Origin of the sequence: Stenotrophomonas sp. ZAC14A_NAIMI4_1, assembly GCF_003086915.1 — a bacterium.
Taxonomy (GTDB): Bacteria; Pseudomonadota; Gammaproteobacteria; order Xanthomonadales; family Xanthomonadaceae; genus Stenotrophomonas.
In genome coordinates, this window is record NZ_CP026002.1 from 604,586 (window position 1) to 627,576 (window position 22,991).

15 protein-coding genes are annotated in these 22,991 nt (G+C 69.0%); 12 read left to right on the top strand and 3 right to left on the bottom strand.

The features are described from left to right. Nucleotides 1-49 precede the first annotated feature (49 nt). The 4 genes from C1926_RS02715 (at nucleotide 50) to C1926_RS02730 (ending at nucleotide 6,813) form a co-directional block, all read left to right on the top strand. Entirely contained in the window at nucleotides 50-355 is a 306-nt protein-coding gene (locus C1926_RS02715) for a Rho-binding antiterminator (protein WP_108758177.1), read from the top strand. Between the two features lie 121 nt (nucleotides 356-476). Then, complete coding sequence (locus tag C1926_RS02720) at nucleotides 477-3,035, top strand: Cache 3/Cache 2 fusion domain-containing protein (protein WP_108758178.1); 2,559 nt, start codon at nucleotides 477-479, stop codon at nucleotides 3,033-3,035. Nucleotides 3,036-3,224: 189 nt separating this feature from the next. Then, nucleotides 3,225-5,552: a TonB-dependent receptor gene (locus C1926_RS02725; protein WP_108747059.1), complete on the top strand. Its 2,328-nt coding sequence runs from the start codon at nucleotides 3,225-3,227 to the stop codon at nucleotides 5,550-5,552. A gap of 127 nt (nucleotides 5,553-5,679) precedes the next feature. Beyond that, nucleotides 5,680-6,813 (top strand): hypothetical protein, encoded by a 1,134-nt coding sequence (locus tag C1926_RS02730; RefSeq protein ID WP_159095025.1) that lies wholly within the window; start codon nucleotides 5,680-5,682, stop codon nucleotides 6,811-6,813. 1,240 nt (nucleotides 6,814-8,053) lie between these two features. Here C1926_RS02730 and rnd read toward each other — a convergent pair. After that, entirely contained in the window at nucleotides 8,054-9,133 is a 1,080-nt protein-coding gene (gene rnd, locus C1926_RS02735; protein ID WP_108758180.1) for a ribonuclease D, read from the bottom strand. A gap of 84 nt (nucleotides 9,134-9,217) precedes the next feature. Between rnd and C1926_RS02740 the strand changes: the two genes are divergently transcribed. Together C1926_RS02740 and C1926_RS02745 are read left to right on the top strand one after the other, a co-directional pair. After that, nucleotides 9,218-11,089: a formylglycine-generating enzyme family protein gene (locus C1926_RS02740; RefSeq protein ID WP_108758181.1), complete on the top strand. Its 1,872-nt coding sequence runs from the start codon at nucleotides 9,218-9,220 to the stop codon at nucleotides 11,087-11,089. Between the two features lie 89 nt (nucleotides 11,090-11,178). Beyond that, nucleotides 11,179-12,075, top strand: a complete 897-nt coding sequence (locus tag C1926_RS02745) for a M48 family metallopeptidase (RefSeq protein WP_108758182.1) — start codon at nucleotides 11,179-11,181, stop codon at nucleotides 12,073-12,075. 905 nt (nucleotides 12,076-12,980) lie between these two features. Here C1926_RS02745 and xseA read toward each other — a convergent pair. Beyond that, nucleotides 12,981-14,312, bottom strand: coding sequence for an exodeoxyribonuclease VII large subunit (xseA, locus tag C1926_RS02750; RefSeq protein ID WP_108758183.1), 1,332 nt, complete (start codon nucleotides 14,310-14,312; stop codon nucleotides 12,981-12,983). Nucleotides 14,313-14,357: 45 nt separating this feature from the next. After that, on the bottom strand, nucleotides 14,358-15,428 hold the full coding sequence (gene queG / locus C1926_RS02755; RefSeq protein WP_108758184.1) for a tRNA epoxyqueuosine(34) reductase QueG: 1,071 nt from the start codon (nucleotides 15,426-15,428) through the stop codon (nucleotides 14,358-14,360). A gap of 23 nt (nucleotides 15,429-15,451) precedes the next feature. Between queG and C1926_RS02760 the strand changes: the two genes are divergently transcribed. The 6 genes from C1926_RS02760 (at nucleotide 15,452) to C1926_RS02785 (ending at nucleotide 22,938) form a co-directional block, all read left to right on the top strand. Next, a complete protein-coding gene (locus tag C1926_RS02760; RefSeq protein ID WP_108758185.1) occupies nucleotides 15,452-16,936 on the top strand; it encodes an NAD(P)H-hydrate dehydratase in 1,485 nt (494 codons plus the stop codon). Further along, complete coding sequence (gene tsaE, locus C1926_RS02765; protein WP_108758186.1) at nucleotides 16,933-17,415, top strand: tRNA (adenosine(37)-N6)-threonylcarbamoyltransferase complex ATPase subunit type 1 TsaE; 483 nt, start codon at nucleotides 16,933-16,935, stop codon at nucleotides 17,413-17,415. Before C1926_RS02760 ends, tsaE begins: the two co-directional genes overlap by 4 nt. Nucleotides 17,416-17,496: 81 nt before the next feature. Beyond that, nucleotides 17,497-19,065 (top strand): N-acetylmuramoyl-L-alanine amidase, encoded by a 1,569-nt coding sequence (locus C1926_RS02770; RefSeq protein ID WP_108758187.1) that lies wholly within the window; start codon nucleotides 17,497-17,499, stop codon nucleotides 19,063-19,065. 69 nt (nucleotides 19,066-19,134) lie between these two features. After that, nucleotides 19,135-21,036, top strand: a complete 1,902-nt coding sequence (mutL, locus tag C1926_RS02775; protein WP_108758188.1) for a DNA mismatch repair endonuclease MutL — start codon at nucleotides 19,135-19,137, stop codon at nucleotides 21,034-21,036. A 25-nt stretch (nucleotides 21,037-21,061) separates the two neighbouring features. Further along, nucleotides 21,062-21,991, top strand: coding sequence for a DUF1684 domain-containing protein (locus tag C1926_RS02780; RefSeq protein WP_108758189.1), 930 nt, complete (start codon nucleotides 21,062-21,064; stop codon nucleotides 21,989-21,991). A 2-nt stretch (nucleotides 21,992-21,993) separates the two neighbouring features. Beyond that, on the top strand, nucleotides 21,994-22,938 hold the full coding sequence (locus C1926_RS02785; protein WP_079222544.1) for a TraB/GumN family protein: 945 nt from the start codon (nucleotides 21,994-21,996) through the stop codon (nucleotides 22,936-22,938). Nucleotides 22,939-22,991: the final 53 nt, after the last annotated feature.

The window sequence follows — 22,991 nt, forward strand, 5'->3', positions numbered from 1 at the left end:
CAGGCCCACCGCAGTTACGCTGGGTAATTTCACCGCCGAGGAACCCCACATGACCGACTACCACCCGCTGGAGTGCGACCTGCGCGATGTGCTGGAAATCGCCTGCCTGCACCGCGCCCTGCTGCAGGTCGAACTGCGCGACGGCAGCCGTTTCGTGGCGCGGGCGCGGACCACCGAGAGCACTGCGGACAAGGAAGAGTTCCTGCTGCTGGATGCGCCCGACGGCGAGCGCCGCATCCGCCTGGACCAGCTGCACGCGGTGGCCACCGTGGGCGCTGATGGCACTGCCGGCGCACGCACGGTGCTGGGCCCGGGGCCCGCCGACGCCAGTGGCGAAGCTGAACAAGGTTTCTGAATCAATGGCTTGGCGCCGTCAATAACCAGATCCGGCTAGGCGGCGGGCGTAAAGAGGACCAGAACGGTGCCGTTAACGGGGGTGCGCTTTCGAGCACTCCCTTCCACGGATCCGTTTTTCCATGATGACCCCTGCTGCCTCCCGTTTCTCTGCCTCGCCGCCGCGCCGCTCGTTGACCATCGCCTCGCGGCTTGCCCTGTTGATGGCCGCGATCACCACCGTCGCCTTCGCCGCCCTGGCGGTCCTGATCTACCGCGACACCGCTGACAGTTACCAGCAGCGCGTGAGCGCTGGCCTGGACACCGCCACCGTGCTGATGCGCGATTCGGTGCAGTTGTACGACCGCAGCCTGAGCGAAAGCACCGAGCGCATCGCCGGTACCTTCCGCGCGATGCTGCCGCAGGGTGAGGCGCAGGCCGATGGCACCGCAACCATCGATGTGGCCGGCCGCAGTGCGCCGACGCTGCGCCTGGGCAGCCAGGCCATCGGCCCGGCGTCGACCGAAGTCGATCGCTTCGCCGACGCCACCGGTGGCGTGGCCACGGTGTTCGTGCGCGATGGCGATGATTTCGTGCGCGTGGCTACGTCGCTGCGCAACGCGCAGGGCGAGCGCGTGCTGGGCACCGTGCTTGACCACGCCAATCCCGCGTATGCGCGGGTGCTGGGCGGGCAGGGCTACACCGGTCCGGCGCACCTGTTCGGCACCGATTACATGACCCACTACATGCCGATCCGCGCGGCCGATGGCAGCGTGGCCGGCATCGCCTTCGTCGGCCAGGACTATTCGCAGGGCCTGGCCGCGCTGAAGGCGCGCCTGCGCGAGGCCACGCTGGGCCGCGAAGGGCGCTTCATCGTGCTCGATACCCGCGCCGGCAAGGAGCGCGGCCGCGTGGTGGCCGCTACCGACGGCGAGGGCGGGCTGCTGCAGGAGCGGGTGGCCGCGCAGGACCTGCCGGCGCTGCAGGCGTTGCTGGATGGCAGCAGCACGCAGGCGCGCCTGCATCTGAGCCCGGCTGCGGGTGGCAGCGAGCAGGCGTGGTTCGCCTCGGCACAGCGCTACGGTCCGTGGCAGTGGCTGGTGCTCGGCCTCGAGCCGCAGTCGGTGCTGGACGATGTGCTCAACGGCCTGATGCTGCGCATCGCGCTGATCTCGGCGCTGGCACTGGCCACGGTGGTGACCTTGATCGTGCTGGTGGTGCGCCGGTTGCTGGGACGCCCGCTGGCCGCCGCCGCGCAGGTCGCGCGTGACGTGGCAAGCGGGCGCCTGGACCGCGAGATCGAGGTGCGCCGGGACGACGAGGTCGGCCGCGTGCTGGGTTCGCTGCAGCAGATGCGCTCCAAGCTGCGGGAGATCCTGCAGGCGCAGGCGGCCATGGGCGAACAGCACGCGGCCGGCGTGGTCAGCCACCGCATCGACGAACAGGCGTTCGAGGGTGAATTCCGCGCCATGGTGGCCGGCACCAACGCGCTGGTGGCCGCACACCTGCAGACCCAGCAGCGCATGGTTGCGCTGGTCGAGCGCTATGCCGAGGGCGACCTGCAGCAGACGATGGACGTGCTGCCGGGCGAACAGGTGGCCATCACCCAGGCGCTCAATGGCGTGCGTTCGAAACTGCAGGGGATCAACGGCGAGATCAAGCGCCTGGTGGCGGCCGCTGCCGCTGGCGACTTCAGCGTGCGCGGTGATGCGCAGGCCTTTGCCAACGATTTCCGGCAGATGGTGCAGGGCCTGAACAGTGTGATGGGCACGGCCGATGAAAACCTGATGGCGCTTTCGGGGTTGCTGCGCAACCTGGCCGAAGGTGACCTGCGCCACCGCATCGATGGCCAGTCGCAGGGCGTGTTCGCTCGCATGCGCGGGGACGCCAATGCCACCGTGGGCGCGCTGACCGGCATCGTCGGCCGCATCCAGCAGGCGGCCGGCGCGGTGAGCCTGGCCGCAGCGGAGATCGCCGCCGGCAACGACGATCTGTCGCGTCGCACCGAACAGCAGGCGGCCAACCTGGAAGAGTCGGCGGCGTCGATCGAGGAGATGACCTCGGCCGTGCGCCAGAACGCCGACCATGCGCGCCGCGCCGACCAGCTGGCGAGCGAGGCGGCACAGGTGGCCGGGCGCGGTGGCGTTGCAATGGCGGAGATGCAGGCGACGATGGGCCTGATCGACGCGGCATCGCGGCGCATCGCCGAGATCATCGCGGTGATCGATGGCATCGCCTTCCAGACCAACATCCTGGCGTTGAACGCGGCGGTTGAAGCGGCGCGGGCCGGTGAGGAAGGGCGCGGTTTTGCGGTGGTCGCCAGCGAGGTGCGGGCGCTGGCGCAGCGCTCCACGCTGGCCGCCGCGGAGATCAAGGGGCTGATCGAGGATTCGGTCGCCCGGGTGGCCGAAGGCAACGTGCTGGCCGGTGATGCCGGACGGACCATCCAGGACGTGGTGGCGTCAGTGACCGAGCTGGGGGGACTGGTGGGCGAGATCGCCCATGCCTGCCAGGAACAGGCCGCCGGTATCGAGCTGGTCAACCAGAGCATCGTGCAGATGGACGGCGTGACCCAGCAGAACGCTGCGCTGGTGGAGGAGGCGTCGGCGTCGGCACGGGCGATGAGCAGCCAGGCGCATGCCCTGCAGGAGGCGGCCGGCCGCTTCGTGCTGGCACGTTCTCCGTTGGCTGCAGGCGTGTAAGGGGAGCAGGGCCCGGGGGCGGTGGTGTTCGCTGCCGCCCCCACTTTGCCGCAGTGGGCGGGAACCTGACTGCGACGGGGTGCGCAACGAAATCGTAACAATTCGGGCGATAATGAACGCTTGCGCAGTGTCTCCCTTTTCTACCGCCCGGCTCGCGCAGGCCGCACGGATGCCTCCTCAGAGCTCTCGATGCCTTCCCATACCGATTCCCGCCGTTCGTCGGGCATGTCGTCTTTTGTTTCTTTCCGTCGCCACCCGCTGGCCCTGGCCTGTGCCGGCCTGGCCCTGGTCGGCAGCTTCGGTGCCGCCGCGCAGGACAGCGCGCCGACCCCGACCGGTCTGGACACCATCACCGTGACCGCCGAACACCGTGAGCAGAACCTGCAGGAAGTGCCGGTATCGGTGGGCGTGGTGCAGGGCGAGCGCATGCGCGACTTCACCGCCGGCGGCGACGACACCCTGCTGGCGCTGTCCGGCCGCGTGCCGAGCCTGTATGCGGAAACCACCACCGGCCGCATCTTCCCGCGCTTCTACATCCGCGGCCTGGGCAACATCGACTTCTACCTGGGTGCCTCGCAGCCGGTGTCGATCATCCAGGACGACGTGGTGCTGGAGCACGTGGTGCTGAAGTCCAACCCGGTCTATGACGTGGACCAGGTGGAAGTGCTGCGCGGCCCGCAGGGCTCGCTGTTCGGCCGCAACACCACCGCCGGCATCGTCAAGTTCGACACCATCAAGCCGAGCGAAGACTATAGCGGCCGCGTCAGCGCCAGCTATGCCAGTTACAACAGCGTCTCGATCGACGGCGGCTTCGGTGGCCCGATCAACGATGTCGCCGCGTTCCGCGTGTCGGCCCTGTACCAGCACCGCGACGACTACGTCGACAACACCTACACCGGCCCCAGCGCCGATGGCACGGTCAGCCCGAAGAAGAACGCCATGGGCGGCTTCGATGACCGCAACGTGCGCGCGCAGCTGCTGCTGACCCCGAGCGACCAGTTCTCGATCCTGGCCTCGGCCCACGCCCGCGATTACGAAGGCACCTCGACCCTGTTCCTGCGCAACGCGCTGACCAAGGGCTCGAACCAGACCGACGTGCCGCGCGACAAGGTCGCCTACGACGAAGCCGACAACAACCCGCAGGCCTACAAGACCTACGGCGGCTCGGTGAAGGCGCGCTATGACTTCGGCGCGGTCGACTTCACCTCGATCACCGCTTACGAAACCACCTCCGGCTACAGCCGTGGTGACACCGACGGCGGCGCAGCGGTGAACTTCCCGGTCAACGGCGTGCCGAACGGCTACGGCCAGTCGATGGGCCAGATCCGCGACCTTGACCAGTGGACCCAGGAATTCCGCCTGGCCAGCCACGATGACAACGCCCTGCAGTGGCAGGCCGGCGCGTTCTACTTCAACGGCAGCGACACCACCGATTTCTACCAGCGCGCGTGGTTCCTGCAGGGCGCGGCCCGCAACCCGAACAACTGGGTGCGCCTGCGCAACAAGAACACCTCGTGGGCCGGTTTCGGCCAGATCAGCTACGCCTTCACCGACAAGTTCAGCATCACCGCCGGCCTGCGCCAGACCAAGGACGAGAAGCACACCCGCCTGCTGAAGACCGCTGACACCGCTGCCGGCGTGGTCACCTACAAGGGCCGTACGGACGTGAAGATGTCCGATACCACCCCGAGCTGGGACCTGAGCGCGATGTACCAGTTCAACCCGAACGTGAGCGTCTACGCGAAGGTTGCCCGTGGCTTCCGCGGCCCGACCATCCAGGGCCGTTCGGCGGTGTTCAATGCCGACTTCACCACCGCCGATTCGGAAACGATCCTGTCGTGGGAAGCGGGCGTGAAGAGCAGCCTGTGGGACAACCGCCTGCGCCTGAACGCCACCGCGTTCACCTACACCGTCAACGACATCCAGCTCAACGGCAACGATTCGGACGGCAACGGCGTGCTGTTCAACGCAGACAAGGCCAAGGCGTACGGCTTTGAAGCCGACATGGAACTGCGCCCGATCCCGAACCTGACCCTGAGCGCCGGCGTCAGCCTGCTGCACAGCGAAGTGCAGGACAAGCGCGTGTACGCGCAGGTGTGTGCGCTGAACGGCGCGGTGGTGTGCACCGTGAATGACCCGACCATCAAGGTCGGTGCGAACACCTTCGCCCAGATCGACGGCAATCCGCTGCCGAACGCGCCGAAGTACAACGTGAACTTCGCTGCCCGTTACGACTTCCCGGTCAGCGATGCCGGCACGATGTTCGTGTCCACCGACTGGAACAAGCAGGGTTACACCAGCTTCGTCCTGTACGACAGCAAGGAATTCAACTCCAAGGGTGATTTCGAAGGCGGCCTGAAGCTGGGTTACTCCGGCAACTACGGTGCCTACGAAGTGGCGCTGTTCGCGCGCAACATCACCAACGAGAAGAACCTCAAGGGCGTGATCGAGAACTACATGGCCGCGGTCTACAACGAACCGCGCACCGTGGGTGTCTCGCTGAACATGAACTGGTAAGCGCTGGCGTCATGCAGCCACCGGCAACGCCCCGCACTGCGGGGCGTTGTCGTTTCCGCGACCTGCGTGCCGCGACGGCGCGAAGGCACATGCTATGTTCGCGCGCCGTGTTGAATGGATCTCGACCATGCTGAAATCCCTGTACCAGGACCATGCCGACCCCATCACTGCGCTCGCGCTGCAGGCGCGCTGCGAAGCACAGGTGGTGAGCTGGCGCTGGGCGACCGCATCGATGGGATACATCACGCCGTTTCCGCGCGAGTCCACGGGCACGCCAGCGCCGCGCTGGGTGGCCGAAGCAAAGGCGGATGCGCGCAAGCACGTGCAGCACGGCCTCGATGGGGAAGGGCGCATCGTGTTCGAGCGCGGCCCGTCCGGTCGCATCGGCGTGTGGCTGCACCAGCAGGACTGCCGCCACTACCTCACTTTCCATGATGGCGGCCACATCAGCGACGCCTGGGAATTCCGCGAGGAAGGTGGGCGCCTGCAGGCACTGGACCTGGTGAACCATGGCCGCGGCATCGACCGCACCTACCACTGGCAGGGCGACCGGCTGCTGCGCGAAGTGATGTGCAACTGGAGCACGACCGGGCGCACCTGGTGGTGCCAGGATGTCTACAGCTACAACGATGCCGGCCAGCTGGACCGCATCGTGCTGGAGTACCTGGACAAGAATGGACGCGCCACCGGCCAGCGCCGGCTGCAGTACCAGCGGCCACGCCCGGGCGAGACGCTGGCCACGGTCACCGCTGACGTCGAGCGCCTGCTGATCGAGGCGATTGCGGCCCAACTGCCGCGCATCCCGCGCGATGAGCCGCTGTACTGCCTGCTGCTGTGCTTCACCGAAAGCGACTTTACCGCGGCCTGGCCGCCGTTCCTGGTGTGGGGCCGGCAGCCCTACCGGGAGGCGGTGCTGGCGCGTGGCGAGGACGTGGCCTATTACCTGTGGGTGCCGGATGAGATGCGAGGCGTGCAGGGCGATGCGCACGAGTGCTGGTTCGACGATGTTGCGCTGGTCGAGGCCTGCAAGCGGCATTCGCAGTACATGGAAATGCGCGGCAGCGATGCGTCGGCCAAGCGCGTGCTGAAGAACGTGGCGGCCTGGCTGGACGCACCCGAACGCCGCGCGCTGCTCGCAGCCACCGATGATTTCGTGGTGGCCGTGGCTGACAACACGGGGAGCATCGACCCGCTGCCCGGGCTGCGCCGGGCGATCGGGCCGGAGCGCTGGGGGCGGTTGAAGGAACGCGGTTACGTCTGAGCGACGGTGAGGACGGCGGCACGGTCGCGCTGCGCGCGATAGTCGACCAACGGTCGACTCTACCCATCCGGCCTCCGGTGAGGATCGCCGCAGGCCGGTAGAGTCGACTGTCAGTCGACTGCTCTGGGCGGTGCAGCAGAACACCTGCGCTGCGCGCGGTAGTCGACCAACGGTCGACTCTACCCAGCCGGCCTCCGGTGAGGATCGCCGCAGGCCGGTAGAGTCGACTGTCAGTCGACTGCTCTGGGCGGTGCAGCCGCACACCCGCGCTGCGCGCGGTAGTCGACCAACGGTCGACTCTACCCAGCCGGCCTCCGGTGAGGATCGCCGCAGGCCGGTAGAGTCGACTGTCAGTCGACTGCTCTGGGCGGTGCAGCCGCACACCCGCGCTGCGCGCGGTAGTCGACCAACGGTCGACTCTACCCAGCCGGCCTCCGGTGAGGATCGCCGCAGGCCGGTAGAGTCGACTGTCAGTCGACTGCTCTGGGCGGTGCAGCGGCACGGTCGCGCTGCGCGCGATAGTCGACCAACGGTCGACTCTACCCATCCGGCCTCCGGTGAGGATCGCCGCAGGCCGGTAGAGTCGACTGTCAGTCGACTGCTCTGGGCGGTGCAGCAGAACACCTGCGCTGCGCGCGATAGTCGACCAACGGTCGACTCTACCCAGCCGGCCTCCGGTGAGGGTCGCCGCAGGCCGGTAGAGTCGACTGTCAGTCGACTGCTCTGGGCGGTGCAGCCGCACACCCGCGCTGCGCGCGGTAGTCGACCAACGGTCGACTCTACCCAGCCGGCCTCCGGTGAGGATCGCCGCAGGCCGGTAGAGTCGACTGTCAGTCGACTGCTCTGGGCGGTGCAGCCGCACACCCGCGCTGCGCGCGGTAGTCGACCAACGGTCGACTCTACCCAGCCGGCCTCCGGTGAGGATCGCCGCAGGCCGGTAGAGTCGACTGTCAGTCGACTGCTCTGGGCGGTGCAGCCGCACACCCGCGCTGCGCGCGATAGTCGACCAACGGTCGACTCTACCCAGCCGACCTCCGGTGAGGATCGCCGCAGGCCGGTAGAGTCGACTGTCAGTCGACTGCTCCGGGCGGTGCAGCGGCACGGTCGCGCTGCGCGCGGTAGTCGACCAACGGTCGACTCTACCCAGCCGGCCTCCGGTGAGGATCGCCGCAGGCCGGTAGAGTCGACTGTCAGTCGACTGCTCTGGGCGGTGCAGCCGGCCCCAACCGGCGCCGCGCCATCAACGTGCCGGCAGCAGTGCCTGCAGGCGCGCTTCCAGTTCCTGCTGGCGCCAGCCAGCCAGTGCGGCGGGCCACTGGCGACGCTCCAGGTAGCTTTCCAGGTGCTTGCGCGAGGCCAGCACGCCGTCGGCCAGGCCCAGCTCGCGGCTGCGCTCGGCCACCGCATCCTGCAGCTTCTTCAGCAGCTGCTTGTTGGTATCGCTGGCCTGCATTGCCAGCGGTGCATCGGCTTCGTCGTCCAGCGGCGTGGACAAGGCCTGCCAGACCGCGCCGGCCAGCTTGCGCGGTGCCTTCGGGAACTGCTCGAACAGCTTGCCCAGCGCCGCCTCGTCGGCCGGCGGCGTGCGCGCCAGGGTGGCGGCCAGCTCGTTGTCCAGGATCCAGCTGCGCGGGCGGTCGCTGCTGCGTGCCTGCATATCGCGCCAGCGCAGCAGGCGCAGCAGGCGGCGCTGGGCCGCGGCATCGAGGAACTGCGCCGCGCGCATGCCCAGGTGTGGCCAGCGTTCTTCATCGTTGGCTACGCTGGCCAGCAGGCGCTCGCCATCATCGTGCAGCCACTGCTGGCGGCCCAGCGCCTGCAGCTTGCCGTCGATGGCGTCATGCAGCGCGAACAGATGCTCGACGTCGTCGGCGGCGTACTGCAGCTGCGAATCGGACAGCGGCCGGCGCATCCAGTCCGAGCGGGTTTCACCCTTGGCCAGGGCGACGCCGGTGATTTCCTGCACCAGCTTCTGGTAGCCCATGCCGGCACCGATGCCGGCCAGCGCTGCACCGATCTGGGTGTCGAACAGCGGCCGCGGCAGCACGCCGCAGGTCCACTTGAACGCCACCAGGTCTTCGCTGGCGCTGTGCATCACCTTCGTGATGGATTCATCGGCCAGCCACGGGGCCAGGGCTTCGGGCATGCCGGGAATCAGCGGGTCGATCAGCAGGATGTCATCGCCGACGGCCATCTGCACCAGCGCAAGCTGCGGCCAGAAGGTGCGTTCACGGATGAATTCGGTGTCCAGGCCGATGCGGCTCGGGCGCTGCTGGCGGTACGTGTCCAGCTCGGCGGGGGTGGTGATCCAGGTTGCCACGTGTCAGGGCCTACTACTCGGGTTTGCTCAGGCAGGGGAGAATAGCCTAACGTCGGTCCGCATCCGTGTTGAAGGAGCCCCCGCTTGCGTTTTCCGCTGTCGTCCGCGCTGTGCACCGCCCTGGCCGTTGCCCTGGCCGGCTGCACGCCGCCGCCCCCGGTGCCCGCCAGCGGGGCCGATGAGGAGCGTCCGGCGCAGGCCCAGCCCGCGGACGCGCCGGGGCAGGGCACCGTCACCATCGCCGATGATGACGCGGCCGAGGACATCCAGCAGTGGACGCCGCCCCGGGTGGACCGGCAGCAGCGCAGCCAGGCGCAGCTGCGCCGTGCTGCCGGGCAGGCCTTCGCCCGCGACCACCTGTACGAGGATGCCGACGCGGCCATCCCGCTGTGGCTGGCGGTGCAGGAGGAGGATCCGGACGATCGCCAGGCCCGCGATGGCCTGCAGCGGGCCCGGCAACGCCTGCTGCAGCAGGCCGACGCGCTGCTGGCGCGGCCGCTGAAGCAGCGCGAGGCGCTGGCTGAAGCCAGCCGGCAGGCGCTGGTGCTGTTGACCCTGGCGCCGAAGGACGACAAGGTGCGCGCGCTGCAGGGCCGGGTGGAGACCGCGCAGCGCGTGGTGGCCTACAACCGTGCCGGTGAGGATGACCTGCGTGCCGACCGCATCGGCGAGGACGGCGACGGCGCCATTCCCAATTTCCGGGAAGCGCTGGCCCTGGACAAGGACAACCGGCGTGCGCGGCAGGGCCTCGCGGCGGCGGAGAGTGGGCTGATCCGCCGTGCCGAGGACGCCGCGCGTGCGCGCGACTTCGCCAGTGCCGGTACCTGGCTGGCCGAGGCCAGCAAGGTGCGCGATTCCTCGCCGACCATCGCCGATGCCTTCGAGCGCATCGAACAGATCCGTGCCACGGCGCTGGTGCAGCTGCGTGACGGTGGCCTGCGCGACCTGACCACGCCGCAGGGGCTGAAGCCGGCGCGCGAGAAACTGGCCGAAGCGCTGCGCATCGCCCTGCCCGGTGACCCGGTGGTGGCGCAGCTGCGCGAGCGCATCGACCTGGCCACCCATTACGGCAGCTTCCGCCCCGGCCAGGTGTTCAGCGATGCACTGCGTGACGGCGGCCGTGGCCCGCAGATGATCGTGGTGCCGCATGGCGGCTTCCAGATGGGCGCCGGCGATACCGAGCCCGGTGCCACCGACGCCGAGCGGCCCTCGCACTACGTGCGCTTCGAGCGCGGCTTTGCGATGGCCATCACCGAAGTGACCGTGAGCGACTTCGAGCGCTATGTGAAGGCGACCAACGCCCGCCCGCGCGCGACCCGGCGCGGCCATTCGGTGGTCTATGACGAGCGCAGCGGCAACTTCATCCGCCGCAGCGGCGTGGACTGGCGCTCGGATTACGACGGCAGCCGGGCGATGGGCAATTCGCCAGTGATGCACGTGAGCGTGCGCGACGCCGAGAACTACGCCACGTGGCTGTCCGAGCAGACCGGTCGTTCCTACCGCCTGCCCAGCGAAGCCGAGTTCGAGTACGCGATGCGGGGCGGCAACAGTGGCCGCTACCCCTGGGGCGATGCCGGCCTGCCGCCGGAAGGCAACGGCAACTACACCGGCAGCCGCGATGTCTCGCCCTCGGGCCGGCACTGGCAGAACGCCTTCGTCGGCTACGGCGATGGCTGGTGGGGCCCGGCACCGGTGGCCACCTTCCAGGCCAATGCTTTCGGCCTGCACGACCTGTCCGGCAACCTCAGCGAGTGGGTGGCCGACTGCTGGCATGCCAGCTACCGGCGCGCCCCGTCCGATGGCGCGCCGTGGTTCAACCCGGGCTGCCGCTCGCGGGTCATCCGTGGCGGCAACTGGGCCAACGCACCGGAACAGACCCGCGCCGCCTGGCGCCAGTCGCAGGATTCGGACACCACCAGCGCGCGCATCGGCTTCCGCCTGGTGCGCGGCATCTGATCCCGCAGCGGCTTCACCCGCCCTGGGCGGCGGCGCACTAAGATTGCGCCGTGCCCGCCGGCCGGCGGGGTCTGCTGGAAGGCCTGTCGATGCGCAACGATCCCTTTTCCCGCTCGCCGCAACAGGGCCCCCGGCGCGGCCTGTTCGGCAACATCCGCTGGTGGGTGCTGCTGCTGGCGGCCGGCTATGCGGCGTTCTACTGGTTTTCCAACCGCTCGGTCGACCCCTACACGGGCGAGAAGGTGCTGATCGACAGCACCCTGGATGCCAGCCAGGAAAAAGCGCTGGGCCTGCAGGCGTACCAGGAGATCCTGTCGCAGGAGCGGCCGCTGGATCCGAACGCGCAGATTTCGCGCGACATCCGCGCCATCGCGCAGCGCCTGATCGCCAAGGTGGACGTGGTGGAGACCGCGCTGGCGCAGGAGCACGGCGTGCAGCCCGGGCACTTCTCGCGTGATTTCGACTGGGAGGTCAACGTCATCCCGTCCGACCAGGCCAACGCGTTCTGCCTGCCGGGCGGCAAGATGGCGGTGTACACCGGGCTGGTGCCGGTGGCGCGCACCACCGATGCGATGGCGGTGGTGATGGGCCATGAGATCGCCCATGCGTTGCTGCGCCATGGTGCGCAGCGCATGGCGCAGCAGAAGCTGACGCAGATCGGGCAGATGGCGGGCGCGGCCAGCGGCATGGATGCGCAGCAGCAACAGATGATGATGTCGGCGATGGGCTACGGTTATCTGCTGCCGTATGCGCGCAGCCACGAGACCCAGGCCGATGAGGTGGGGCTGATGCTGGCGGCGGCGGCGTGCTTCGACCCGCGCGAGGCGGTGCCGTTGTGGGAGCGGATGGGGCAGGCCAGTGGCGGGCAGTCGCCGCCGGAGTTTTCCTCGACCCATCCCAACCCGGGCACCCGGATCCAGAACCTGCAGGCGCTGATGCCGAAGGCACTGGAGTACCGGCAGAAGTTCTGCGAGCAGGCGAAGTAGGGTGTTGTTTGTTTTGCAGGGCTTGCAGCCCTGCACCTGCTCAATCAACGTCAACGTCAACGTCAAAAGCCGGCATTCCGTGGGTTGGCGGGGTGGGTCCGGTTGAGGGGGACGCCGTAAACCCATCCATGGGGGCTTGGTCGCGCCATCCATGGCGCTCACACCCCCTCAACCGGACCCACCCCGCCTTCGACAGTTTTCCGCGATCTGTCGGAACGGCATGACGCTGCTGTTGGTGGGTGCCGACCGTTGGTCGGCACGGGGTCGGCTCTGGTAGGTGTCGACCTTGGTCGACACGGATGAATTCATTCGATATCTGACAGATGTGTCGACCAAGGTCGACACCCACCAATCGCCGCCGTTGCCAGTAGATCCACGCCATGCGTGGATGATTCATTCGATATCTGACAGATGTGCCGACCAACGGTCGGCACCCACCAACCGCCGCCGTTGCCAGTAGATCCACGCCATGCGTGGATGTTTCATTCGACATCTGACAGATGTGTCGACCAAGGTCGACACCTGCCAAAAGCCGCGCGTTCCAGTAGATCCACGCCATGCGTGGATGATTCATTCGATATCTGACCGATGTGCCGACCAACGGTCGGCACCCACCAATCGCCGCCGTTGCCAGTAGATCCACGCCATGCGTGGATGATTCATTCGACATCTGACAGATGTGCCGACCAACGGTCGACACCCACCAATCGCCGCCGTTGCCAGTAGATCCACGCCATGCGTGGATGATTCATTCGATATCTGACAGATGTGCCGACCAACGGTCGGCACCCACCAACCGCCACCGCCCCGCCATCCCACGGATAGCCCGCTGTTGATCTTGACGTTGCCGGCCAGCGGCCGGCACTACCGCAGGTGCAGGGCTGCAAGCCCTGCCGAACAACCCCTTACTTGACCAGCACGTCGATCACGCCGTCACCGACGCGCGCCTGCAGGGCGTCCCCCGGCTGTACCTGCCCGACCTGCCGCACCAGCGTGCCGTCATCACGGCGCGTCAGGATGCTGTAGCCACGTGCCACCGTCGCCAGCGGGCTCACCGCCTCCAGCGAACGCGCCAGCCCACGCAGCCGCAATGCGTCCCGTTGCAGCAAGCGCTGCAGCGCCGCCTGCGGGCGGCCGCGCAGGGCGGCCAGGCGCCGCTGCATCTCGTCCAGCTGGCGCTGCGGATGGTGACCGCGCAGGATTGCTGCTGCGTGGCGCAGGCGCGCCGCACGGCGCTCCTGCTGCTGGTTGAAGGCTGCATGCAGGCGCCGGCCCAGGTCGAGCTGGCGGCGACGCAGCAGGTCCAGGCGCGCCTGCGGGCTCTGTGCGTTCAGGCGCAGCAGGGCGCGGTCGGCGCGCTGCATCGCCTGCTGCATCGTGTGCCGCTGCAGCTGCACCATGCGCGCGGCGGTGCGGCGCAGGCGCAGGGTCAGTTCGCGCTGGTCGGGCACCAGCAGTTCGGCGGCCACCGACGGCGTCGGCGCGCGCAGGTCGGCGGCGAAATCACTCAGGCTGAAGTCGGTTTCGTGACCCACCGCCGACACCACCGGGGTGCCGCTGGCGGCGATGGCGCGGGCCAGTGCCTCGTCGTTGAAGGACCACAGATCCTCCAGCGAACCACCACCACGGGTCAGCAGGATCACGTCGTAACGCCCACTGGCATCGGCGGCCTGCAGCAGGCGGGTGATCTGCGCGGCGGCCGTGCTGCCCTGGACCAGGGTCGGCAGCAGGTCCACTTCCAGCAGCGGGAAACGGCGGGCCAGCACGCTCAGCACGTCGCGCACGGCGGCGCCGGTGGGCGAGGTGATCACTGCCAGGCGCTGCACGTGCGCCGGCATCGGCCGCTTGCGTGCCGGGTCGAACAGGCCCTCGGCCTCAAGGCGTGCCTTCAGTTCCTCGAAGGCGCGGCGCAGCGCACCTTCGCCGGCTTCCTCCATGTGGTCCAGCACCATCTGGTACTCGCCACGGGCGTCGTACAGGGTGACCTTGCCGCGCACCAGCACGCGCATGCCTTCGCGCGGCACGAACTTCAGGTACTGCGCCTTCATCCGGAACATGGCGGCGCGCAGCTGCGCGCGTGCGTCCTTCAGGGTGAAGTACAGGTGCCCGGAGGCGGGGCGGGCCACGCTGCCCAGCTCGGCTTCGACCCAGATCGCCGGGAAGCTGCCTTCCAGCAGGTCGCGGGCCAGGGTGTTGAGCTGGCTGGGGGTGAGGACGTCGTTGTTGCGTGGCTGCATGGGTACGGCGGATGGCGGGCGGAGCAGGGCGCTCAGGATCGCACGTCAGCGCGCGCCGTGCTGGGCCAGCGCCCATTGCACGTGCTCGCGCACCAGCGGCGAAGGATCGTCGACGCGGGTCTGCAGGGCGGCCAGTGCCTCGGCCGAGGCCGGTGCATTGCCCAGGGCCACCGCGATGTTGCGCAGCCAGCGTTCATGGCCGCTGCGGCGGATCGGGCTGCCTTCGGTGCGGCGCAGGAATTCGGCCTCGTCCCAGGCGAACAGCTGGTCCAGGCGCGCGGTATCGAGGTTGTTGCGTGTACGAAAATCCGCCTCGTCGGTGCGCTTGGCGAACTTGTTCCAAGGACAGACCAGCTGGCAGTCGTCGCAGCCGTAGATGCGGTTGCCCATCAGCGGCCGCATGTCCTCGGGGATGGCGCCGTCGTGTTCGATGGTGAGGTAGGAAATGCAGCGTCGTGCATCCAGCCGCTGCGGGCCGATGATGGCCTGGGTGGGGCAGATGTCGATGCAGCGCGTGCAGGTGCCGCAGTGGGCGGTGGCAGGCGCATCGATCGGCAGCGGGATGTCGATGTAGATCTCGCCGATGAAGAACCATGAGCCGCCGTGGCGGTCGATCAGGCAGGTGTGCTTGCCGATCCAGCCCAGCCCGGCATTGCGCGCCAGCGCACGTTCCAGCACCGGTGCCGAATCGACGAACACGCGGTAGCCCAGCGGCGCCACTTCATCGTTGATCTGCGTGGCCAGCTTCTGCAGGCGGTTGCGCATCAGCTTGTGGTAATCGCGGCCCAGTGCGTAACGCGCGACGTAGGCGCGGCCCGGATCGGCGAGGGTGGCCCAGGCTTCGGTGTCGTCCTTGTGGCTGTAATCCATGCCCACCGATATCACCCGCACGGTGCCGGGCAGCAGCTCGGCCGGGCGTGCGCGCAGGGTGCCGTGGCGGGCCATCCAGTCCATCGTGCCGTACAGGCCCTTGCCCAGCCAGTCGGCCAGGTGCGCCTCATCCTCGCCCAGCTCGATGCCGGCGATGCCACAGCGCTGGAAGCCGTGCGCGCGGGCCAGGTCACGGATGCGCGAGACGGCCTGGGCCGGATCGAGGGGGGCGGGGACGGGGAACATGCGCACCAGTATAAAATCCCGGCATGCCCGATCTCTCCCTTCTCTTCGATTCCGCCGCTGCACGCACGCTGGATGCACGCGCGACCGCGCTGGCCGGCGACGACGGCTGGGGCCTGATGTCCCAGGCCGGTCTGGCCGCGTGGCAGTGCCTGCTGCAGCAATGGCCCGATGCCCGCCAGCTGTGCGTGGTGGCGGGCAGTGGCAACAACGGGGGCGATGGCTACGTGCTGGCGACGCACGCCCTGCAGTCAGGCCGGCAGGTGCGCCTGTTCGCGCTGGCCGGGAAGCGGCCGGCCACGGCGCTGGCCCGGCAGGCGGCCGCAGCGTTCACCGACGCAGGTGGCCAGGTGGAAACCGTGGACGGCGCGCTTCCGGCGTGCGATCTGCTGGTGGATGCGTTGTTCGGGCTGGGACTGGACCGCGCACCGGAAGGTGATGCCCGCGCGCTGATCGAGGCGATCAATGCCCAGGATGCGCCGGTGTTTGCGCTGGATGTCCCCAGTGGCGTGGACGCCGATCGCGGCCAGGTGCCTGGCGTGGCGGTACGCGCGCAGGTGACCCTGCAGTTCATCGCCAACCACCGGGGCCTGTTCACCGGTGGCGCGCTGGACCATGTCGGCCAGCGCCGGCTTGCGCCGCTGGAGCTGGATGGCGCGGCCTGGGAAGGGGTGAGCGCCAGTGCGCAGCGCTGGGCGGCCGATCGCCTGCCGCGCCTGCTGCCGCCGCGCCGCGCCAATACCCACAAGGGTGAATCCGGCCATGTGCTGTGCGTGGGGGGCAACCACGGCAGTGGCGGCGCCATCGCCCTGGCCGCCGAGGCGGGCCTGCGCGCCGGTGCCGGCCTGCTCAGCATCGGCACCCGTGGCGACCACGTCGGCCCGCTGCTGTCGCGGCTGCCGGAGGCGATGGTGCATGCGCTGGAAGACGGCGACGTGCTGCCGAACCTGCTGGACAAGGCCCGTGTCGTGGCGATCGGCCCCGGGCTGGGCCAGGACGACTGGGCCCGCGCCCTGTTTGCCCGCGTGCTGGCCTGTGGCAAGCCGCTGGTGATTGATGCCGATGCCCTGAACCTGCTGGCCCGCGACCCGCGCGCGCTGCCCGATGCCATCCTGACCCCGCACCCGGGCGAGGCCGCGCGGCTGCTTGAATGCACGACGGCCGAGATCCAGGCCGACCGCTACCGCTGCGCACAGGCGCTGGCCGAGCGCTACCACGCGGTGGTGGTGCTGAAGGGGGCGGGCAGCATCGTGGCCGCCCCGGGCCAGACCCCGCGCCTGATTGCCGCCGGCAACCCCGGCATGGCCGTGGGTGGCATGGGTGATCTGCTCACCGGCATCATCGCCAGCCTGCGCGCGCAGGGCCTGGAGGCCTTCGACGCCGCCGCGTGCGGTGCCCTGCTGCATGCGCTGGCCGGCGATGCCGCCGCCCTCGATGGCGCACGCGGCCTGCTCCCTACTGATCTGCTGGCGCCCCTGCGGCGGCTGGCCAACCCGGAACTGCCGCAATGACTGAATTCTTCCTGGCCGACAGCGAAGCCACCGAGCTGCTGGGCCAGTGGCTGGCCGCCACCCGTCCGCCGCTGGCGCTGGTCGAGCTGCGGGGCGATCTCGGCGCCGGCAAATCCACCACCGCACGCGCGCTGCTGCGCGCATTGGGCGTGCAGGGCGCGATCCGCAGCCCGACCTACACCCTGGTCGAGCGCTACCCGCTGGCCAGCGGTGGCGAAGCGTGGCACCTGGACCTGTACCGCATCGGCCAGGCGGGCGAGCTGGATTTCCTTGGCCTGGACGAGGGCAGCGCGGTGCTGTGGCTGGTCGAATGGCCCGAGCGCGGCGCCGGCGCCCTGCCACGCACCGATCTGGTGGTGGCGCTGGAGATCGAGGGGCAGGGCCGACGCGTCCGTCTCACTGGGGCCAGCGACGCCGGGCGTGAATGGCTCGGTCGGCTTCCCGACGGGGGCGACTTGCAGGCCATTTCTGTGGGCTGACGAGAACAAACACCGGCAGGTTACGGATTATTAAGGAAAAAAGTGTTGCATTCCGTTCAGCGCGGTGATTGAATCCTGACCATGCGCCTGGGGAACCGTCTCATCGCCATCTGTGCCGCCGTCGGACTGGGTCTGGCGAGCGTCTGCGCGTGGGCCGGTGAGGTCCGCCAGGTCCAGCTGAACACCGGCGCGACCGGCACCCGTGCGGAAATCTCACTGGTTGGCAGCGGCGGCTACAAGACCCTGTCGCTGTCCTCGCCGAACCGCCTGGTGATCGATTTCCCCGATTCCAGCGCCGTGCACAACCTGAAGATGCCGGCCGCGCAGGGCGTGGTCACCGCCGTCCGTACCGGACAGCCGGTTCCGGGCACTTTCCGTGTCGTCTTCGACCTGGCCGCATCGGTGGCGCCGTTCCGCCCGCAGATGCAGCGCGAAGGCAACGAATCCCAGCTGGTGATCGAATGGCCGGGCGATGGTCCAGCCACCGCCGCCAGCCGTGCCGCGCCTGCGGCCACTGCTCCCGTCGCCCCGTCCACCGCCAGCACGGCCGCCGCACAGACGGCGCAGTCGCGTGGCGAAGCCGCCCGTGCCACCGCGCTGTTGACCGCGCAGGTGCAGCAGCAGGCCAGTGCTACCGCCGCCGCACCGGTTGCGCCGGCCCCGGCCCCGACCACCACCCCGGCCCAGGTGGCCGCTGCGGGCATCAGTGCCGGCAGCACGCCGCCGCCGTCTTCGTCGTCTTCGCCGGCCGCGATCCTTGCTGGCCAGCCGACCCGTACCGTGGTGGCCGCCGCACCGGCGCCGACGCCTGCGCCCGCCGCTGCGCCGGCCGAAGCACCGCGGCCGGCCATGCCCAGCGATGCCTCGCGCATCCGCATGCAGCCAGGCATGCGCCACCTGGTGGTGGCCATCGATCCGGGTCATGGCGGCCAGGATCCGGGCGCGATCGGCCCGACCGGCAAGCGCGAGAAGGACGTCACCCTGGCGGTGGCACGTGAACTGGCCCGCCAGGTCAACGCCACGCCGGGCCTGAAGGCCTACCTGACCCGCGACAGCGACGTGTTCATCCCGCTGCCGATGCGTGCGCAGAAGGCGCGCGCGAACAAGGCCGACATCTTCATTTCGATCCATGCCGACGCCGCCGAGAACCGTTCGGCCACGGGTTCGTCGGTCTACGTGCTGTCCACCAAGGGCGCCTCTTCGCAGCGCGCGCGCTGGCTGGCCGACAAGGAAAACGCGGCCGACCTGGTCGGTGGCGTGCGCCTGCAGCAGACCGAAGGCACCCTGGCCAACGTGCTGCTGGACCTGGCCCAGAGCGGTTACATGAAGGCGTCCGAAGACGCGGCCGGCCACGTGCTGGGCGGCCTGAAGCGGATCGGCAACAACCACAAGCCGAACCTCGAGCGCGCCAACTTCGCCGTGCTGCGCACTTCGGACATGCCGGCGATGCTGGTGGAAACCGCCTTCATCTCCAACCCGGACGAAGAGCGCCGCCTGATCGACCCAGCCTACCAGCGCAAGGTCGCTGGCGCGGTGCTCGACGGCGTGCACACCTTCTTCAGCCGGCAGCCGCCGCCGGGCACGCTGTATGCGGCCCGCGCCCAGGCCGAGATCGACGCCGCCGCCACCATGGCCGGCGGCAGCAAATAACCCGCGGATCGAGCGGTCGGTAGCGCCGGGCCGCGCCCGGCGGACGTGTGCCTCCGTTATCATCCCCGCATGACGTCTGCTACCCATCCGCGCCCGATCCGGCCGTTGCCGGAAATCCTCATCAACCAGATCGCTGCCGGCGAAGTGGTCGAGCGGCCCGCGTCGGTGGTCAAGGAACTGGTCGAGAATGCCATCGATGCCGGCGCCAGCCGCGTGGACATCGATCTGGAGGAGGGCGGTGTGCGCCTCATCCGCATCCGCGACAACGGCAGTGGCATCGCCCCCGAGCAGCTGCCATTGGCCGTCTCGCGGCACGCCACCAGCAAGATCGCCGACCTCGACGACCTCGAATCGGTGGCCACCCTTGGCTTCCGCGGCGAAGCGCTGCCGTCGATCGCCTCGGTCAGCCGTTTCACCCTGGCCTCGCGCCGCGCGCATGACGAGCACGGCTCGGCGCTGCAGATCGAAGGCGGCAAGATCGGCGAAGTGACCCCGCGTGCGCATGCACCGGGCACCACGGTGGAAGTGCGCGAGCTGTTCTACAACGTGCCGGCGCGGCGCAAGTTCCTGCGTGCCGAGCGCACTGAAATGGGCCATATCGAAGAGTGGCTGCGCTCGCTGGCGCTGGCCCGCCCCGATGTCGAGCTGCGCGTCTCGCACAACGGCAAGGCCTCGCGCCGCTACAAGCCGGGTGACCTGTATTCCGATACGCGCCTGGCCGAGACGCTCGGCGAGGACTTCGCCAACCAGGCTGTGCGCGTGGACCACACCGGTGCCGGCCTGCGCCTGCATGGCTGGATCGCGCAGCCGCATTATTCGCGGGCCAGCGCCGACCAGCAGTACCTGTACGTCAATGGCCGTTCGGTGCGCGACCGCAGTGTCGCCCACGCGGTGAAGATGGCTTACGGCGACGTGCTCTACCACGGCCGCCAGCCGGCCTACGTGCTGTTCCTGGAACTGGACCCGACCCGCGTCGACGTCAACGTGCACCCGGCCAAGCACGAAGTGCGCTTCCGCGATTCGCGGCTGGTGCACGACTTCGTCTACCGCACCTTGAAGGATGCGCTGGCCGATACCCGCGCTGGTGTCTCTGCACAGGAGATCGGCGCCGGTCCGGCCCATCCTGCCGATGCCAGCGGCGCGCCGATGCCGTCCAGCGCGGGTGCGTCGGGCTTTGGCCTGGTGCGCGGCGCGGCCCCGGGATCGGGCGGCGGTGGTGGCGGTTTCTCCGGTTGGCGCCCGCAGCAGCCGCTGGGCCTGCAGGTCGCCGATGCGCCCGCCGCCTATGCCGCACTGTATGCCGCACCCGGTGCAGGCGAACGCAGCAGCGCGCTGCCGCCGATGCCAAGCGAGAACGGCCTGCCGGTGACCAGCGCCGATGCCGGCGTGCCGCCGTTGGGCTACGCCATCGCGCAGCTGCATGGCATCTACATCCTGGCCGAGAACGCCGAAGGCCTGATCGTGGTGGACATGCATGCCGCCCACGAGCGCATCGGCTACGAACGCCTGAAGAACGCACACGATGGCATCGGCCTGCAGTCGCAGCCGTTGCTGGTGCCGATCACGTTGGCCGTGGGCGAGCGCGAGGCCGACACTGCCGAAGCCGAGGCGGAGACGTTGTCCGCGCTCGGTTTCGAGGTCACCCGTGCCGGCCCCGGCGCGCTGCACGTGCGCAGCATTCCCGCGCTGCTGGCCAACGCCGAGCCGGAAGGCCTGCTGCGCGACGTGCTGACCGACCTGCGCGAGCATGGCCAGAGCCGGCGCATCGCCAGTGCGCGCGACGAGCTGCTGTCGACCATGGCCTGCCACGGCGCCGTGCGCGCCAACCGGCGCCTGACCGTGCCGGAAATGAACGCGCTGCTGCGCGATATGGAAATCACCGAGCGCTCGGGCCAGTGCAACCACGGGCGACCGACCTGGGCACGTTTTTCGCTGGCGGAGATCGACCGCTGGTTCCTGCGCGGCCGTTGAGCGGCGCAACATCGAGGGAGCATCCATGCGTTATCGGGGAGTGGGCGGACTGCTGGTCGCCTTGTTGCTGGCCGCCTGCAGCCCGTCACCGGAGCCTGTGGCGGTGGTGAAGGAAGATCCGGCGTTCGCGGCCGCGCAGCAGCAATGGCGCGTGCAGCGCTATGAAGACCTGACCCGGCCCGACGGCTGGACGGCGCTGGTCGGCCTGCACTGGCTGCAGTACAAGTCGCACTTCATCGGCAGCGGCGCCAGCAGCGGCATCCGCCTGGGCGTGGGCCCGGACAAGCTGGGCCTGCTGCGGCGCGAAGGCGACCAGTGGTGGTTCAGTCCCGAAGCCGGCGTGGATGTCAGCCAGGACGGCCAGCCGGTGCGTGGCCGCGTGCGCATCAACACCGACAAGGATCCGGCGCCCACCGTGCTCGCCTTCGATGGCGGCAAGGGCCATCTGAGCATCATCCGGCGCGGCCCGCGCGATGCGCTGCGGGTGAAGCATGCCGACGCCGCGGCGCGCCGCGATTTCGCCGGCCTGCAGTACTGGCCAGGCGGTGCCGGCTGGCAGGTGCAGGCACGCTTCATCGCCCATCCCGCTGGCAAGACCCTGCCGATCGTGGACATCACCGGTCTGACCACCGAAATGCCCAATGCAGGTGCGGTGGAATTCGAACGCGACGGGCGCAGCTGGCGCCTGGAAGCGATCGGCGCGCCGGGCGAGCCCCTGTTCCTGGTCTTTGCCGACCGCACCAGCGGCCACGGCAGTTACCCGGCCGGGCGCTACCTGGACATCGATGCACCGGCCGCCGATGGCAGCGTGCGCATCGATTTCAACCACGCCTACAACCCGCCCTGTGCTTTCACCCCGTATGCGACCTGCCCGTTGGCACCGCCGGAAAACCGGCTGGACCTGCGCGTGGACGCTGGTGAGAAGGCGTATCACCTGCCTGAAGGAGAAGGCTGACCATGTCGATCAGATCATTGTTGCGCGGTGCCGTGCTGTTGCTGGCCTGCGCGGTCGCTCCCCTGGCCGCCGCCCGCGGCGCACCGGCCGAAGCGCCGGCCGCCAAGCCGCCGGTGCCGTTGCTGTGGAAGGTGACCGGCCCGGGCGATGCCCGCGTTTACCTGCTTGGCTCGTTCCACCTGCTCAAGCCCACCGATTACCCCTTGTCGGCTGATGTCGAGCAGGCCTTCACCGCGTCCAAGCGCGTGCTGTTCGAAGTGTCGCCGGAGGAGATGGAATCGACCCAGGCCGCCACCCAGATGGTGCAGACCGCCATCCGCCGCGATGGCAGTGAACTGAAGCGTGACCTGGATGATGCCACCTGGCAGAAACTGCAGGCCTATGCCACGCAGAACAAGCTGCCGCTGGCGCAGCTGCAGGGCATGAAGAGCTGGTTCGTCGCGCTCAACATCACCATCGGGCAGATGCAGAAGATGGGCCTGGATGCGAACCTCGGCCTGGACCGCTACTTCATGGCGCAGGCAAAGAAGGCAGGCAAGCAGACCGGCGGGCTGGAGGACATGCAGAGCCAGATCAACCTGCTCGATGGCATGAGCCTGCAGGAGCAGCGGCAGATGATGGCCGAGGCGCTGGACCAGGCCGAGAAGGGCGATGCGCAGTCGCTGATGCTGCACGACGCCTGGCGCCGTGGCGATGACCGCCTGCTGTGGAACAAGATGGCGGTGGAAATGCGCCAGCAGTACCCGCAGCTCTACCAGCGCATCAACACCGCGCGCAACGATGCCTGGGTGCCCAAGCTGCTTCCGTACCTGCAGGATGGGCAGGGCGGCACGCTGGTGGTGGTCGGCGGCCTGCACCTGCTGGGCAGCGATGGGGTCGTGGAAAAGCTGAAGGCCAAGGGCTACAAGGTCGAGCGCGTGTGCACGGGGTGCAAGCCGAAGCGTTGAGGGTAGAGTCGACCGTTGGTCGACTGCTTTTCGGTCGGATGGCGGAAATGCCC

Bases quoted from the DNA above. Each gene is read 5' to 3' on its own strand.
- C1926_RS02725 (WP_108747059.1), top strand. From the start codon at position 3,225: ATGCCTTCCCATACCGATTCCCGCCGTTCGTCGGGCATGTCGTCTTTT.
- C1926_RS02760 (WP_108758185.1), top strand. From the start codon at position 15,452: ATGCCCGATCTCTCCCTTCTCTTCGATTCCGCCGCTGCACGCACGCTG.
- mutL (WP_108758188.1), top strand. From the start codon at position 19,135: ATGACGTCTGCTACCCATCCGCGCCCGATCCGGCCGTTGCCGGAAATC.
- tsaE (WP_108758186.1), top strand. From the start codon at position 16,933: ATGACTGAATTCTTCCTGGCCGACAGCGAAGCCACCGAGCTGCTGGGC.
- C1926_RS02745 (WP_108758182.1), top strand. From the start codon at position 11,179: ATGCGCAACGATCCCTTTTCCCGCTCGCCGCAACAGGGCCCCCGGCGC.
- C1926_RS02785 (WP_079222544.1), top strand. From the start codon at position 21,994: ATGTCGATCAGATCATTGTTGCGCGGTGCCGTGCTGTTGCTGGCCTGC.
- C1926_RS02715 (WP_108758177.1), top strand. From the start codon at position 50: ATGACCGACTACCACCCGCTGGAGTGCGACCTGCGCGATGTGCTGGAA.
- C1926_RS02770 (WP_108758187.1), top strand. From the start codon at position 17,497: ATGCGCCTGGGGAACCGTCTCATCGCCATCTGTGCCGCCGTCGGACTG.
- C1926_RS02730 (WP_159095025.1), top strand. From the start codon at position 5,680: ATGCTGAAATCCCTGTACCAGGACCATGCCGACCCCATCACTGCGCTC.
- C1926_RS02780 (WP_108758189.1), top strand. From the start codon at position 21,062: ATGCGTTATCGGGGAGTGGGCGGACTGCTGGTCGCCTTGTTGCTGGCC.
- xseA (WP_108758183.1), bottom strand. From the start codon at position 14,312: ATGCAGCCACGCAACAACGACGTCCTCACCCCCAGCCAGCTCAACACC.
- C1926_RS02720 (WP_108758178.1), top strand. From the start codon at position 477: ATGATGACCCCTGCTGCCTCCCGTTTCTCTGCCTCGCCGCCGCGCCGC.
- queG (WP_108758184.1), bottom strand. From the start codon at position 15,428: ATGTTCCCCGTCCCCGCCCCCCTCGATCCGGCCCAGGCCGTCTCGCGC.